The 13,664-nt window shown below is 65.2% G+C and carries 11 protein-coding genes; 7 read left to right on the forward strand and 4 right to left on the reverse strand.

Annotation, left to right across the window (positions count from 1 at the left end; translation table 11 throughout):
• Positions 1 to 52: 52 nt before the first annotated feature.
• The 3 genes from ACJA3S_RS14500 (at position 53) to ACJA3S_RS14510 (ending at position 4,394) form a co-directional block, all read left to right on the forward strand.
• The gene (locus ACJA3S_RS14500) at positions 53 to 403 is read left to right on the forward strand and encodes a cupin (RefSeq protein WP_406819006.1); all 351 of its coding nucleotides are present in this window, start codon (positions 53 to 55) and stop codon (positions 401 to 403) included.
• A gap of 194 nt (positions 404 to 597) precedes the next feature.
• A complete protein-coding gene (locus tag ACJA3S_RS14505; protein WP_406819007.1) occupies positions 598 to 3,015 on the forward strand; it encodes a glucose/quinate/shikimate family membrane-bound PQQ-dependent dehydrogenase in 2,418 nt (805 codons plus the stop codon).
• Between the two features lie 110 nt (positions 3,016 to 3,125).
• Entirely contained in the window at positions 3,126 to 4,394 is a 1,269-nt protein-coding gene (locus tag ACJA3S_RS14510; RefSeq protein ID WP_406819008.1) for a carbohydrate porin, read from the forward strand.
• Positions 4,395 to 4,434: 40 nt separating this feature from the next.
• On the opposite strand, the gene argE is transcribed toward ACJA3S_RS14510, so the two are convergent.
• Both argE and ACJA3S_RS14520 read right to left on the reverse strand, forming a co-directional pair.
• On the reverse strand, positions 4,435 to 5,595 hold the full coding sequence (argE, locus tag ACJA3S_RS14515; protein WP_406819009.1) for an acetylornithine deacetylase: 1,161 nt from the start codon (positions 5,593 to 5,595) through the stop codon (positions 4,435 to 4,437).
• A complete protein-coding gene (locus ACJA3S_RS14520) occupies positions 5,588 to 6,262 on the reverse strand; it encodes a DUF1028 domain-containing protein (protein WP_406819010.1) in 675 nt (224 codons plus the stop codon). The genes argE and ACJA3S_RS14520 overlap by 8 nt, the downstream gene beginning before the upstream one ends.
• A gap of 307 nt (positions 6,263 to 6,569) precedes the next feature.
• On the opposite strand from ACJA3S_RS14520, the gene ACJA3S_RS14525 reads away from it, so the two are divergent.
• Together ACJA3S_RS14525 and ACJA3S_RS14530 are read left to right on the forward strand one after the other, a co-directional pair.
• A complete protein-coding gene (locus tag ACJA3S_RS14525) occupies positions 6,570 to 7,889 on the forward strand; it encodes a flavin-containing monooxygenase (RefSeq protein ID WP_406819011.1) in 1,320 nt (439 codons plus the stop codon).
• Positions 7,889 to 8,305, forward strand: coding sequence for a RidA family protein (locus tag ACJA3S_RS14530; RefSeq protein WP_170030230.1), 417 nt, complete (start codon positions 7,889 to 7,891; stop codon positions 8,303 to 8,305). Before ACJA3S_RS14525 ends, ACJA3S_RS14530 begins: the two co-directional genes overlap by 1 nt.
• Positions 8,306 to 8,450: 145 nt before the next feature.
• On the opposite strand, the gene pgm is transcribed toward ACJA3S_RS14530, so the two are convergent.
• A complete protein-coding gene (gene pgm, locus ACJA3S_RS14535) occupies positions 8,451 to 10,088 on the reverse strand; it encodes a phosphoglucomutase (alpha-D-glucose-1,6-bisphosphate-dependent) (RefSeq protein ID WP_406819012.1) in 1,638 nt (545 codons plus the stop codon).
• A 231-nt stretch (positions 10,089 to 10,319) separates the two neighbouring features.
• Between pgm and ACJA3S_RS14540 the strand changes: the two genes are divergently transcribed.
• Positions 10,320 to 10,967, forward strand: a complete 648-nt coding sequence (locus tag ACJA3S_RS14540; RefSeq protein ID WP_406819013.1) for a DUF1345 domain-containing protein — start codon at positions 10,320 to 10,322, stop codon at positions 10,965 to 10,967.
• Positions 10,968 to 11,241: 274 nt separating this feature from the next.
• Positions 11,242 to 11,502: a DUF1652 domain-containing protein gene (locus tag ACJA3S_RS14545; protein ID WP_170030233.1), complete on the forward strand. Its 261-nt coding sequence runs from the start codon at positions 11,242 to 11,244 to the stop codon at positions 11,500 to 11,502.
• Here ACJA3S_RS14545 and ACJA3S_RS14550 read toward each other — a convergent pair.
• The gene (locus tag ACJA3S_RS14550) at positions 11,499 to 13,589 is read right to left on the reverse strand and encodes a putative bifunctional diguanylate cyclase/phosphodiesterase (RefSeq protein ID WP_406819014.1); all 2,091 of its coding nucleotides are present in this window, start codon (positions 13,587 to 13,589) and stop codon (positions 11,499 to 11,501) included. The two genes, ACJA3S_RS14545 and ACJA3S_RS14550, sit on opposite strands and share 4 nt — an antisense overlap.
• Positions 13,590 to 13,664 lie beyond the last annotated feature (75 nt).

The following is a 13,664-nucleotide window of genomic DNA, read 5'->3' on the forward strand; positions in this document are numbered from 1 at the left end:
ACCGGGAAATCGCGTCCATAGTGGAAGCAGTCCCCTTCGAGCGAGGCATTCCATGACATTGCGCAACCTCCTGACCGACCTGCCCCCTTGCGCCGCCACCAGCGCTGAACGTGTCGATGAACTGCTCAGTCGCCCGGGCATACGCGTGGAACGCATCGTCTCCACTGGGCAGGCCAGCCCACCCGGGTTCTGGTACGACCAGGCCGAAGGCGAATGGGTGGTCCTGCTCAGCGGTGCCGCGGGCCTGCGCTTCGAGCACGAACAGTACACCCGCCTGCTGGCGGCGGGCGATTGCCTGGACATCCCGCCACATTACCGCCATCGCGTGGAATGGACTGCCCCCGGCACAGCGACGATCTGGCTTGCGGTTTTCTACAGCAGAGGCAGTCCGTGGCCGGCGTAACCTGTCGAGTTTCCGCAGCCCGGCCCACCCGAAGCGCTTTTTTATCGTCATTTTCGCCGCCTGATCCATACATTTTGCGGCTAACAGGCCAGTTCAACCCTGCGACAATCAGCCTCACAAAATTATGTACCAACTTGTTAATTAGCAAGCTAAGCGTTTAAACTGCGCGTATTCCACCTGCTGAGATCCCTGGCATGAAAGCAATACCGCGCGCTTCCGGCGCCACACACATCATCCTGGTCGGCCTGGGCGTAATCGTCGCCCTGCTTGGCCTCCTCCTGGCGGCGGGCGGCGTCAAGCTGGCCGGCCTGGGCGGTTCCTGGTACTTCCTGATCGGCGGCCTGGCCATGGCCATCGCCGGTATTCTCATCGCACGTCGCAAGCCGGCTGGCGCCTGGCTGTACGCAGCGTTCCTGGTAGGTACCGCGATCTGGGCGCTGGCCGACGCCGGCCTGGTGTTCTGGCCGCTGTTCTCGCGCCTGTTCATGTTCGCCGCCATCGGCCTGGTGGTGGCGCTGGTCTACCCGCTGCTGGCGCGTGCCAGCGGCGCCAGCAGCGGCCGTGGTGCCTATGGCGTGGCCGCGGTCATGGCCGTGGCACTGGTCATCGCCGTCGGCAACATGTTCGTTGCCCACCCCACTGTCGCCCCTACCGGCAAGGGCCCGGGCATGACCCCGGTCGAAGCCGGCAAGCAGCAGAAGGACTGGGCGCACTACGGCAACAGCGAAGGCGGCAGCCGCTTCGCCGCGCTGGACCAGATCAATCGCGACAACGTCAGCAAGCTCCAGGTGGCCTGGACCTACCACACTGGTGACGTGGCCATCAGCGACGGCAACGGTGCCGAGGACCAGCTGACCCCGCTGCAGGTTGGCAACAAGGTGTTCATCTGCACCCCGCACAACAACCTGATCGCGCTTGACGCCGACTCCGGCAAGGAACTGTGGAAGAACCCGATCAACGCGCAGTCCAAGGTCTGGCAGCGCTGCCGTGGCATGGCCTATTTCGACGCCAGCGCGCCAATCGCCCAGCCAACCCAGCCGAACAGCACGCCGGTCACTGTCGGTAGCGTGCCGGCCGGTGCCAACTGCCAGCGTCGCCTGCTGACCAATACCATCGATGGCCGCCTGATTGCCGTAGACGCCGACACCGGCGAGTTCTGCCAAGGCTTCGGCAACAACGGCCAGGTCAACCTGCTGGCCGGCCTGGGCAATGTACCGGACTCCTACTACCAGCTGTCCTCTGCACCGCTGATGGCCGGCACCACGGTGGTGGTCGGCGGGCGTATCGCCGATAACGTGCAGACCGACATGCCTGGCGGCGTGATCCGTGGTTTCGACGTGTTCAGCGGTGAAATGCGCTGGGCCTTCGACCCGGGCAACCCGGACGACCGACAGGCGCCACAGGGCGACAAGACCTACGTGCGCAGCACCCCGAACAGCTGGGCACCGATGTCCTACGACCCGGCGATGAACACCGTGTTCCTGCCGATGGGCTCGTCGTCCACCGATATCTACGGCGTCGAACGCACCCGGCTGGACCACACCTACGGCGCTTCGGTGCTGGCCCTGGACGCCACCACCGGCAACCAGAAGTGGGTGTTCCAGACCGTGCACAACGACCTGTGGGACTTCGACCTGCCGATGCAGCCGAGCCTGATCGACTTCACCAAGGATGACGGCCAGTCGGTACCGGCGGTAGTAATCGGCACCAAGGCCGGGCAGATCTACGTGCTCGACCGCGCCACCGGCAAGCCGCTGACCCAGGTCGACGAAGTGCCGGTCAAGCCCGGCAACATTCCCAACGAACCCTATTCCCCGACCCAGCCGAAGTCGGTGGGCATGCCGCAGATCGGCGCACAGACGCTGACCGAATCCGACATGTGGGGCGCCACCCCATATGACCAGCTGCTGTGCCGTATCGACTTCAAGAAGATGCGTTATGACGGCCTGTACACCGCACCCGGCACCGACCTGGCGCTGAGCTTCCCGGGCTCGCTGGGCGGCATGAACTGGGGCAGCATTTCCACCGACCCGGTGCATGGTTTCATCTTCGTCAACGACATGCGCCTGGGCCTGTGGATCCAGATGATCCCGTCGCAGAACAAGGGCGGTGCCGCCTCGGGCGGCGAGGCGCTGAATACCGGCATGGGCGCCGTACCGCTCAAGGGCACACCGTATGCAGTGAACAAGAACCGCTTCCTCTCGGTAGCCGGTATTCCGTGCCAGGCGCCACCATTTGGCACCCTCACCGCCATCGACATGAAAACCCGCCAGGTGGCCTGGCAGGTGCCGGTCGGTACTGTCGAAGACACCGGCCCGCTGGGCATCCGCATGCACCTGCCGATCAAGATCGGCCTGCCGACCCTCGGTGGCACCTTGTCGACCCAAGGCGGCCTGGTGTTCATCGCCGGCACCCAGGACTTCTACCTGCGCGCCTACGACAGCAGCAACGGCAACGAAGTCTGGAAGGCCCGCCTGCCCGTGGGCAGCCAGGGCGGCCCGATGACCTATGTCTCGCCGAAAACCGGCAAGCAATACGTGGTAGTCACGGCTGGCGGCGCGCGCCAGTCGACTGACCGCGGCGACTACGTGATGGCTTACGCGCTGCCGTGACACCGCGTCGCCTGCTTCGCGGGCACGCCCGCTCCCACAGGGCCACCAGTGGCCCTGTGGGACGCAGGCTTGCTTGCGAATACCCCTGGAACACACTCCGAGATTCAGTAATGCCCTGCGTAACCCGCATCACCCCCACCCTGCTACTGGCCCTGGCCAGCACCACCGCCCTGGCCGACGGCGACCTGACCACCCGCAGCACCCTTACCGGCGACTGGGGCGGCCTGCGCCATCAATTGGAAGCAGACGGCGTCAAGTTAACAGGCGACTACAGCGGCGAAACCGCCTATAACGCCCATGGCGGCCTGCACCGCTCGGCGCGCTATTCGCAAAACCTGAAACTGGGCGTGCAGTTCGACCTGTCGAAACTGTATGGCCTGGACAACGGCGGCAAGGTCCAGCTGACCATCAACGACCGGCGCGGTAACAGCGCTTCGGAAGACCTGGTGGGCAACCGCCTGCCGATCCAGGAAAACTACGGCGGCCTCTACACCCGCCTGACCGAACTGAGCTACGAGCGCACCCTGTTTACCCCGGCGCTCAACGTCAAGCTTGGCTACATGGCCATGGGCAACGACCTCGGCGGCCTGGACAGCGGCATCCTGTGCAATTTCATGAACGCCGGCTTCTGCGGCCACCCGCTGAACATGTCCGGCGGCAGTGGCTGGACCAATTACCCCAATGCGCACCTGGGCGCACGGGTGAAGTACGACCTGTCGCCGGCCTGGCAACTGCGCGTGGCGGCGTTCAACGTCGACCCCGAGAGCAACGGCAACGCCAGCCGCGCCTGGCACCTGGGGCCCAAGCACACGACGGGCACCGTGATACCGGTCGAGCTGGTGTACAAGCTGCAGGGCGCGCTGCCTGGCGAGTACAAGCTGGGTTACTACTACGACAGCTCCGATGTGAAGCGCATCGGCAGCCATGAGCAGGTGTCAGGGCGTGGCGGCCACTACCTGCTGGTCGACCAGGCACTGTGGAACGATGAGGGTTCGCCGGGCCGCAGCCTGCATGCCTTCGGCCAGTATTCGGCATCGAGCAAGGCCGCTTCGCCGTTCACCCGCTGGTATGGTGCCGGCGTGGTGCTGTACCAGCCGTTCGCGGGGCGCCCAAAGGATACCGTGGCGCTGGGTTATGGCCGCGCCGTGCCCAACCCACGTAGCCGCGACGCACTGGAGGATGCCGCCTACAACGCTGGCCAGCCGTTCCCCGATATCGACAGCGCCGAGCAGCTGATCGAGCTGAGCTATGGCTACCAGGCGACGCCGTGGCTGAACCTGCGCCCGGACATGCAGTACATCATCGAGCCAGGGGCATTCTCCGGGAAAGCCATCGACAACGCGCTGGTGCTTGGCCTGCAGGTCAAGGCGACCTTCTGAGGCGCATGGGCCGCCGTGCGGCCCATTCACGGCCAGCCCATCAGTGCTGCCTGAGGTAATCCACCAGCCTCGACAGCATGGCATCGCAGCCCTGCAGTTGCTCGACACTGACAAACTCATCCGGCTTGTGCCCCTGATCCATGCTTCCCGGCCCACACACCACGGTCGGGATCCCCGCCTGGTCGAACAATCCACCTTCGGTGCCAAACGCCACCGTACCGAACGCCTCCGACCCGCTCAGCAACGCCACCAACTGTGCCGCCTCACTGTCTGCCGGGGTCGCCAGCCCCGGGTAGGCACTCAACGGTTGCAAGCGTATCGCGCTGGCCGCATTGACCTTGCGCATGCGCGGGAGCAACTCGGCCTCGGCATAGGTTTGCAACTGGTCGGCCACCGCCTGCGCTGCAAACCCCGGCAAAGTGCGTACTTCGAAATCGAACTCGCACTCTGCCGGCACGATGTTCAGCGCCCTGCCGCCCTTGATCACACCGGTCTGCACCGTGGAGAACGGCGGATCGAAGCGCGCGTCGTGGTGTTCCGGCAAGGCCAGGGCCTCACCGATATCACCGAGCTTGCCGATCAGCTTCGCCGCATACTCGATGGCGTTCACCCCATACGGCGCATAGGCCGAATGACAGGCCGCACCCTGCACCTGGCAACGCATCGCCAGCTTGCCCTTGTGCCCGAGTACCGGCTTGAGTTCGGTGGGCTCGCCAATCAGGCACAGCCGAGGCTTGTGCGGGCGCTGTTCGAGTGCGGCCAACAGCGAGCGCACGCCCAGGCAGCCGACTTCCTCGTCATAGGAAAACGCCAGGTGCACCGGCAGGCGCAACGGCTGCGCGACCAACGCCGGCACAGCCGCCAGGACCGAGGCGATGAAGCCCTTCATGTCGGCCGTGCCGCGGCCATACAGGCGACCGTCGCGTTCGCTCAGGGCAAACGGTTCGACGGTCCAGGCCTGGCCGTCGACCGGTACCACATCGGTATGCCCAGACAGCACGATGCCGCCAACGTCCCTCGGCCCGATGGTGGCGAACAGGTTGGCCTTGGTGCCCTCCGGGTTATGGAACAGTTCGCTTTCCACGCCCAGCCCGGCCAGGTAATCGCGGATGAAACCGATCAGCGCCAGGTTGGAATCGCGGCTGACCGTGGCAAAGCCGATCAGCCGGGCCAGCAGCGTGCGGCTGGCATCTTCACTCATCGCCCGGCACCCCGTAGCTTGGCGCCACAGTCGGGTTGAGCGCACGGGTGACGTAGTCCTGCATCTGCGGCCGGTACGCCTGCCACAGGCCGTCGAGCACGCCGATCGGGTCGGCGTCGGCCCAATCCACCCGCAGGTCCACCAACGGCCAGGTCAGTTCGCCGGCAATCTTCAACGCCGCCGAGTGCACAGGCCCGGCCTCGCCGCCAGCGGCCAGCGCCGCTTGCATGGCCGCCAGCAGGCGATCGGCCAGGTGCCCTCCAGCCTGTTCAAAAGCCTGCACCATCGCCTCGATCACCTGGGGCGAGGCCAGCAGGTTGCCAGCTGCCGCACATTGTTCACCGGCCACGGCGTGATGCGTGCCCAGGGCTTGTTTCCCGGTAAACAGCGCGACCTGGCCGTGGCTGTCGATCACCGTGACCTGGCGGTATTCACTCCAGCCATTGGCGCTCAGCACCCGGTCCAGCGCCGCGGCGGGCGGCAGCTGCTGTTCCAGGGCATCGAGAATCTGCGGCCCCAAAGCTGGCAAGGTGATGTTCTGCGTGGCCACCGCGCCAACGCCGGCCCGCACCCACGGGCAGCGGGCGCCCACCGCGATGCTCGACGAGCTGATGGCGATACCGACCTGCCCGGTTTCCTGACAGCGGCCGATGATGGAGAAAGTCATGTCATGGTTCCTGTTGTGCTGTGCGATGCAGGGCATTCTGGGTGGAACCTTCCGGCAGACGAAACCACCTTTTTCCGAGGCCTTGCAGAGGAAAAAACTAAGGCCAGGCCAAGCCCCCCCCCAGAATCCCCGCAAATACTGCTGTACTCAGCCCTGCAGGCCACAAGAACAGGGGCCTTCGCCGTTTTATCGGCAAGCCCCAGCTAAATACTATTTTCGCCGTTTCCACGGCATCCCTAGTCTGGCCCCAGGCAACGGCGGTCCTCCAAACCGACCTGACAAAAACCGCCTGAACAAGGGCTCGGACATGACACTGAACAATCTCGAAATCGACACGCTCGTGGTCGGCGCCGGCCAGGCCGGCGTGGCCATGAGCGAACACCTGAGCAAGCTTGGCGTGCCGCACCTGGTGCTGGAGCGCAAGCGTATCGCCGAGGCCTGGCGCAGCGGCCGCTGGGACTCGCTGGTGGCCAACGGCCCGGCCTGGCACGACCGCTTCCCGGGGCTGGAATTCGACCTCGACGCCGATGCCTTTGCCGGCAAGGACCAAGTGGCCGACTACTTCGAGCAGTATGTACGCAAGTACAACCTGCCAGTACGCACCGGCATCGAAGTGAAGAAGGTCGTGCGCAACAGCGACCGCCCCGGCTTCACCATCGAAACCAACCAAGGCGTGATCCGCGCCAACCGCGTCGTCGCTGCCACCGGCCCGTTCCAGAAACCGGTGATCCCGGCCATCGCGCCGCACGACAGCAACCTGCACCAGATCCACTCGGCGGCCTATTACAACCCCGCACAACTGCCAGCAGGGGCTGTGCTGGTGGTCGGCGCCGGCTCCTCGGGTGTACAGATCGCCGAAGAACTGATGCGTGCCGGGCGTCAGGTATACCTGTCGGTCGGTGCCCACGACCGCCCGCCACGCGCCTACCGCAACCGTGACTTCTGCTGGTGGCTGGGTGTGCTGGGTGAGTGGGACGCGGAAGTCGCCAAGCCCGGCCGCGAGCATGTGACCATTGCCGTCAGCGGTGCCCGTGGCGGCCATACCGTGGACTTCCGCGCCCTTGCCCACCAAGGCATGACCCTGGTCGGCCTGACCCAGTCGTTCGACAACGGTGTGGCACGCTTCCAGGACAACCTGGTCGAGAACATCAACCGCGGCGACGAAAACTACCTGGCCCTGCTGGATGCCGCCGATGCCTACATCCAGCGCAACGGCCTTGACCTGCCGGAAGAGCCCGAAGCCCGTCAACGCCTGGCCGACCCGGACTGCATGCGCAACCCGCTGCTGCAACTGGACCTGGCCAAGGCCGGGGTCACCAGCATCATCTGGGCCACCGGTTACAGCGTGGATTTCAGCTGGCTGCAGGTCGACACCTTCGACGCCAACGGCAAGCCCCAGCACCAGCGCGGCGTGGCCCGCGAGCCGGGCATCTACTTCCTTGGCCTGCCGTGGCTGTCGCGGCGTGGCTCATCGTTCATCTGGGGCGTATGGCACGACGCCAAGCACGTCGCCGGGCACATCGCCACGCAACGCACCTATAGCGCCTACCGCGACCGCCAGCAACGCGCCGCGGATGAGCAGCAACAAACCCAGATCAGCAACGTCAGCACCTTCGGAGCCCACTAATGCCTACCCATACTCGCATCCGCATGTTCAACACCAAGGCCACCTACCCCAACCAGACCCTGGACAACGACCTGTGCCAGGCGGTGCGTGCCGGTAATACCATCTATGTGCGCGGCCAGGTCGGCACCGACTTCGACGGCAACCTGGTGGGCCTGGGCGACCCGCGGGCGCAGGCCGAGCAGGCAATGAAGAATGTCAAGCAACTGCTTGAAGAGGCCGGCTCGGAGCTGTCGCACATCGTCAAGACCACCACCTACATCACCGACCCGCGCTTTCGCGAGCCGGTGTACAAGGAAGTGGGGAAATGGCTGAAAGGCGTGTTCCCGATTTCCACCGGGCTGGTGGTCGCCGGGTTGGCCCAGGCCGAGTGGCTGATGGAGATCGACGTGATCGCCGTGGTGCCCGACCCCGCCTGAACGGTTTGACGCGGTCGCTTGCAGGAGCGGCCTTGCGTCGCGATGGGCTGCGCAGCAGCCCCCGGATCTCAGCGAATATGCACATTGCCGGGGCTGCTGCGCAGCCCATCGCGACGCAAGGCCGCTCCTGCACGGATTGCCCTGGTCAGGCGATCGCGGCGTCCACCAACACCTGCGCTTCCTGCACCAGGCGCTGCAGGTGCGCCTCGTCGATGAAGCTTTCGGCGTAGATCTTGTAGATGTCCTCGGTGCCCGACGGCCGCGCGGCGAACCAGCCATTGGCGGTCATCACCTTCAGCCCGCCAATCGCCTGGCCATTGCCCGGCGCGTGGCTGAGGATCTGCACGATCGGCTCTCCGGCCAGTTCGGTCGACTTCACCTGCTCTGGTGCCAGCTTGCTCAGCAGCGCCTTCTGCCGGGCATCAGCCTTGGCTTCGACCCGCGTAGCAAACGGCTTGCCCAGCGCCGCTGTAAGGTCGGCGTAGGCCTGGCTCGGGTTGCGCCCGGTGCGGGCGGTCATCTCGGCAGCCAGCAAGGCCGGGATCAGGCCGTCCTTGTCGGTGGCCCAGACCGAGCCATCGCGGCGCAGGAACGAAGCCCCTGCACTCTCCTCGCCACCAAAGCCGAGCGTCCCGTCGAACAGCCCTTGGGCGAAGAACTTGAAGCCCACCGGCACTTCGTACAACTCGCGGCCCAGGCGCTGGGTAACGCGGTCGATCAGGCCGCTGGACACCACGGTCTTGCCCACTGCGGCGTCACTGCGCCATTGCGGGCGGTGGCGGTACAGGTAGTCGATGGCTACGGCCAGGTAGTTGTTGGGCTGCAGCAGGCCATCCGGGGTGACGATGCCGTGGCGGTCATGGTCCGGGTCGCAGGCGAACGCCACGTCGAAGCGCTCGCGCAGGCCGATCAGGCCTTGCATGGCGTACGGCGAGGACGGGTCCATGCGGATCTGGCCGTCCCAGTCCACGCTCATGAAGCGGAAGGTCGGGTCGACCTCGGTATTCACCACTTCCAGGTCCAGCTGGTAGCGCTCGGCAATCGCCGACCAGTAGCGCACCCCGGCCCCGCCCAGCGGGTCGACACCCAGGCGCAGCTTGGCGCCACGGATGACGTCGAAGTCGATGACATTTTCCAGGTCGGCCACGTAGCTGCTGACATAGTCGTGACGCTGGGTGGTGGCGGCCTGCAGCGCCTGGGCATGCGCCATGCGCTTGACCCCCGCCAGGTTCGCCGCCAGCAGTTCGTTGGCCTTGGCTTCGATCCACTTGGTCACGTCGCTGTCGGCCGGGCCGCCATTGGGTGGGTTGTACTTGAAGCCACCGCTCTGCGGCGGGTTGTGCGACGGGGTGATGACGATGCCATCGGCCAGGCCCTGCGTGCGGCCACGGTTATGGCAGAGGATGGCGTGGGACACGGCCGGGGTCGGCGTGTACTCGTCGTCCTTGGACAGCATCACCTGCACGCCGTTGGCCGCCAGCACTTCCACGGCGCTGGCAGTAGCCGGTGCCGACAGGGCATGGGTATCGGCGCCGATGAACAGCGGGCCGTCGATGCCCTTCTCCTGGCGATACAGGCAGATGGCCTGGGTGATGGCCAGGACGTGGTATTCGTTGAAGCTCAACTCAAGTGAAGTGCCCCGGTGCCCCGAGGTGCCGAAGGCCACCCGCTGGGCCGCCACGGCAGCATCGGGGCGGCCGGTGTAATAGGCGGTGAGCAGTCGTGGGATATCGACCAGCACGCTGGCCGGAGCCGGCTTGCCTGCCAAAGGACTGAGCGTCATGCAAAAACCTCGAGTTCAACGGATGGTGGGGATGTTGATTGGAGCGTGCAGTGTACTGAGAGTTGCAATGCCGTGCGATGGGCGACATCAAACAAACACCCGGCCACGCAGCCCGACGATTGCGCCCGCCCCGTGCGAGCGGGCATGCTCGCGCCGACAATGGACCGGGGCGTGCCACTTATCTCGGTCACCGTCTAGAGTAGTAGCCACTCCCTTTGCCAGCGAGGCCACATGGCTTTTCACCGCCTGACCCACACCCACCCGCGCCTGACTGTCGCCACCCTGGCCGGCCTGCTCGGCGCCTGGCTGATTCCTGCAGACGACACCGTCCAGCGCATCCTTGCCGGCTGGAACCTGGGGGTATGGCTTTACCTGCTGTTGGTGTTCTACCTGACCTGGAATGCCAACCCGGACAAGGTGCGCAAGGTTGCCCGGGTCGAAGATGAAAACGCCGGCCTGGTCTTGCTCACCGTGTGCATCGCCGCGATAGCCAGCCTCGCTGCAGTCACCTTGCAACTGGTGTCCAGTCGCGGCCTGCAAGGCACCCCACAGGCGCTGCACTACCTCTATACCGGCCTGACCGTGGCCGGCTCGTGGTTGCTGATCGGCTGCATCTTCAGCCTGCATTACGCCCGGCTGTTCTACACCGCGCAACAGCATGAGCCGCCGCTGCGTTTCGCCGACGGCGAGCGCAACCCGGATTACTGGGACTTCCACTACTTCTCGTTCACCATCAGCATCGCGGTGCAAACCTCGGACGTCGGCGTCGCCGGGCGCGGCCTGCGCAAGGTGGTGCTGGCGCATTCACTGGTGGGGTTCGTTTTCAATACCGCGATTCTCGGGTTCACCATCAATATCGCGGCGGGGTTGCTGGGTTAACCGGGCCGTTCGTCCGAAAAAAACCTCACCCGCACATCCATGCAGCGGCGGACGACACCAGGCTGACCGCCGCTATGCTGCCGGGCAAACGTTTGCCAGCGCGGCACGCAGAGGTCGACGGCGAGGCCAGAGTTGTGACCGCCATCATGCATTAGTACTTTTGTCGCATTTGCCAGCGAGAATTGCTCGTGGCAGGTGCTATGGTTACCTTCCCGGTGGCCACAGCGAGGTGGCCACCCGCTCACCACGTCCGGGTACGGACAAGGAGGCTGGCATGAACAAAATGACGTTCCCCAACGCCTGCCAGGTGATGCGCTGGCATTTCCACCCACTGGGCTTCGAAGCCAGCATGGATGCGCCACGCAGCATGGTCGCGCGGCTGTTCGACCGCGCCACCGGCGAAACCCTGCTGGCGATCGCCGGCATCCCCTGTGCGGCGATCATGGCCGCGGCCGACGTAGAACGCATCATCGAAGCCGTCGAAGCGGAAATGGATGCCTTCATCCCCGCCATCCCCCTGCGCGACGCGGTCTAACCCACTGCCGTAGTACCCTCGCGCATGGCCTGCAACTTGCCCATGAACTGCTCGGCCGGCACCGGCTGGCCTAGCAGGTAACCTTGCAGCGAATCACAACCCAGGCGGGTCAGAAACGCCTGCTGCTTGTCGGTTTCCACCCCTTCGGCAACGATCCGCAGGCCCAGTGCCTGGCCCAACGCCACGATAGCGGAAACGATCGCCGCATCGTCGCTGTCCTGCTCCAGGTCGCGGACGAACCCGCGGTCGATCTTCAGCTCGTTGGCCGGCAGACGCTTGAGATACATCAGGCTGGAATAACCGGTACCAAAATCATCGATGGACAGGTCCACGCCCATGTCGGACAGGCGCTGCAGCACCGTCAGGCTGGCATCGGCGTCGTGCATGGCGGTGGTCTCGGTAATTTCCAGGGTCAGGCAGTTGGCTGGCAGACCGGATTGCTGCAACGCCCGGGCCACGCTCTCGACCAGCCCGGCATGGCAGAACTGGATGGCTGACAGGTTCACGGCCATGCGCCAGCCCTGATAGCCCTGGTCCAGCCACTGACGCATCTGCCGACAGGCCTCGATCAGCACCCACTCACCGATAGGGATGATCAGGCCGGTCTTTTCCGCCAGCCCAATGAAGCGATCGGGCAGCAGCAGGCCCTGCTGCGGATGTTCCCAGCGCAGCAAGGCCTCGGCGCCGATCGGTTGGCAAGCCTGGGCGTCGAACTTGGGCTGGTAGTGCAGGCGGAACTGGCGCAGCTCCAGCGCCTGGCGCAAGTCCTGCAGCAGTTGCAGTTGCTGGCGGGCGTTGCTGTTCATCGACGCGTCGAAGAAGCTGTAGCCGTTCTTGCCGGCGCTCTTGACGTGGTACATGGCGGCGTCGGCGTTGCGCAGCAACTCGTGCTGGTCCTGGCCGTTACCCGGGTACAGGACGATGCCCAGGCTCGCCGACAGCTGCAGGTCATGCTCGGCCACGCGGAACGGCCGCGATACCAGGTTGACCTGCTTCACCGCCACGTCCACGGCATCGTTCGGCTCCTGCAATTCCACCAACAACACGAATTCGTCACCACCAATGCGCGCCAGCGTGTCCTGGCTGTGCAGGTGGCCGCGCAGGCGGGCCGCAACGGCCTTGAGCAGCAGATCGCCGATGTGGTGGCCGAAGGCATCGTTGACCGGCTTGAAACCGTCCAGGTCGATGAACATCAAGGCAAAGCAGCCGCCCTGCTCCGCCACCTTGGCGATGGCCTGTTCGATGCGGTCGGCCAGCAGGGTACGGTTGGGCAGGTCGGTGAGGGTGTCGTGCAGGGCCAGCTGGGTGAGCTCCTGGTTGGCCAGGGTCAGCGAACGGGCCAGCTCGGCGGTGCGCGCTTCGAGGCGGGCATCCAGCACCGAGGTGAGCAAGGCCACGGCCAGCACCGCCAGGGTGGTGATCAGCACCAGGTAGACCAGGCCATCGCCCTGCAAGCCGCCACCCGCCAGCGCGCCGCAAAAGCTGCCTTCGGGGAAATTCGCCGCGGCCATGCCAGTGTAGTGCATACCGACGATGGCAATCCCCATCACTACCGCCGCCACGCCGCGGATCTGCCGGACGTAGGGCGTGTGCGTACGCAGGCGGAAGGCAATCCACAGGGCCGCTGCCGAGGCGCCCACGGCAATCAGCAACGAGGCGCCGAACAGGCTCGGGTCATAGTCGATGCCCGGCAGCATGCGCAGCGCCGCCATGCCGGTGTAGTGCATGCAGGCGATGCCGGCCCCCATCACCAGCGCACCGAAGCCCAGCTGCAACGCCGGCAGGCTCGGCTGGCTGACCAGCCACAGGGCAAAACCCGAAGACAATACGGCAATCAGCAGCGAAAACGCGGTCAGGCCCAAGTCATAGCCCAGTTCGATGGGCAGGCTGAAGGCGAGCATGCCGATGAAATGCATCGACCACACACCGATGCCCATGGCCAGTGCACCACCCCCCATCCACAGCAACGCCGCCCGGCCCTTTGCCGTGGCGATGCGGCCAGTCAGGTCAAGGGCGGTATAGGACGCCAGAATCGCCACGCACAGCGAAATCAACACCAGCGAAGAGGAGTAGCTACCGGTCAGCATTGGAAGGTACCAGCGAGGGGCCAGGCCCGGAAAAAGCTGACGATTGTACTCAAGCTTAGGCGAAACGCACGGGGT

This window comes from Pseudomonas sp. KnCO4, assembly GCF_045344305.1.
Taxonomy (GTDB): Bacteria; Pseudomonadota; Gammaproteobacteria; order Pseudomonadales; family Pseudomonadaceae; genus Aquipseudomonas; species Aquipseudomonas anuradhapurensis.

What these genes read in the sequence shown, in the direction of transcription:
- ACJA3S_RS14500 (WP_406819006.1), top strand. Translation starts at nt 53, where the DNA reads ATGACATTGCGCAACCTCCTGACCGACCTGCCCCCTTGCGCCGCCACC.
- ACJA3S_RS14505 (WP_406819007.1), top strand. Translation starts at nt 598, where the DNA reads ATGAAAGCAATACCGCGCGCTTCCGGCGCCACACACATCATCCTGGTC.
- ACJA3S_RS14510 (WP_406819008.1), top strand. Translation starts at nt 3,126, where the DNA reads ATGCCCTGCGTAACCCGCATCACCCCCACCCTGCTACTGGCCCTGGCC.
- argE (WP_406819009.1), bottom strand. Translation starts at nt 5,595, where the DNA reads ATGAGTGAAGATGCCAGCCGCACGCTGCTGGCCCGGCTGATCGGCTTT.
- ACJA3S_RS14520 (WP_406819010.1), bottom strand. Translation starts at nt 6,262, where the DNA reads ATGACTTTCTCCATCATCGGCCGCTGTCAGGAAACCGGGCAGGTCGGT.
- ACJA3S_RS14525 (WP_406819011.1), top strand. Translation starts at nt 6,570, where the DNA reads ATGACACTGAACAATCTCGAAATCGACACGCTCGTGGTCGGCGCCGGC.
- ACJA3S_RS14530 (WP_170030230.1), top strand. Translation starts at nt 7,889, where the DNA reads ATGCCTACCCATACTCGCATCCGCATGTTCAACACCAAGGCCACCTAC.
- pgm (WP_406819012.1), bottom strand. Translation starts at nt 10,088, where the DNA reads ATGACGCTCAGTCCTTTGGCAGGCAAGCCGGCTCCGGCCAGCGTGCTG.
- ACJA3S_RS14540 (WP_406819013.1), top strand. Translation starts at nt 10,320, where the DNA reads ATGGCTTTTCACCGCCTGACCCACACCCACCCGCGCCTGACTGTCGCC.
- ACJA3S_RS14545 (WP_170030233.1), top strand. Translation starts at nt 11,242, where the DNA reads ATGAACAAAATGACGTTCCCCAACGCCTGCCAGGTGATGCGCTGGCAT.
- ACJA3S_RS14550 (WP_406819014.1), bottom strand. Translation starts at nt 13,589, where the DNA reads ATGCTGACCGGTAGCTACTCCTCTTCGCTGGTGTTGATTTCGCTGTGC.